Raw genomic sequence first — 292 nt, forward strand, 5'->3', positions numbered from 1 at the left:
TGGTGCGGGATTACAAGAAGTCCATTGCGGAAGCCGAAGATGCCGTGGCCCTGACCGTGGGCAATCTGCGCCTGGCACAATCCGATTACAACGAGGACATCAAAGCCGCCCGCGACTGGGGGCAGAAAGCCATCGCCTCCTCGCGCCGCGCCGATGAGATGCGCGCCAAGGGCGATGAAGCAGGTGCGAACCACTGGGATGACCTCGCGAAAGTGGCACTGAGCAAGCAGATTCAATACGAGCGCGAAGCCAAGGACGCCGAACCCATGCTCGCCTCCCAGGAAAAGGTTAT

Annotated in this window: 1 protein-coding gene; it reads left to right on the plus strand. The window is 60.6% G+C overall.

All coding sequences use genetic code 11. From position 1 onward, the window contains the following. Nucleotides 1–292, plus strand: a 292-nt coding sequence (locus QP363_RS12960) for a PspA/IM30 family protein (protein ID WP_369181390.1), incomplete at both ends; no start/stop codon positions are given.

This window comes from Corynebacterium sp. UMB6689 (assembly GCF_030215295.1).
In the GTDB taxonomy this organism is placed as follows: domain Bacteria; phylum Actinomycetota; class Actinomycetes; order Mycobacteriales; family Mycobacteriaceae; genus Corynebacterium; species Corynebacterium aurimucosum.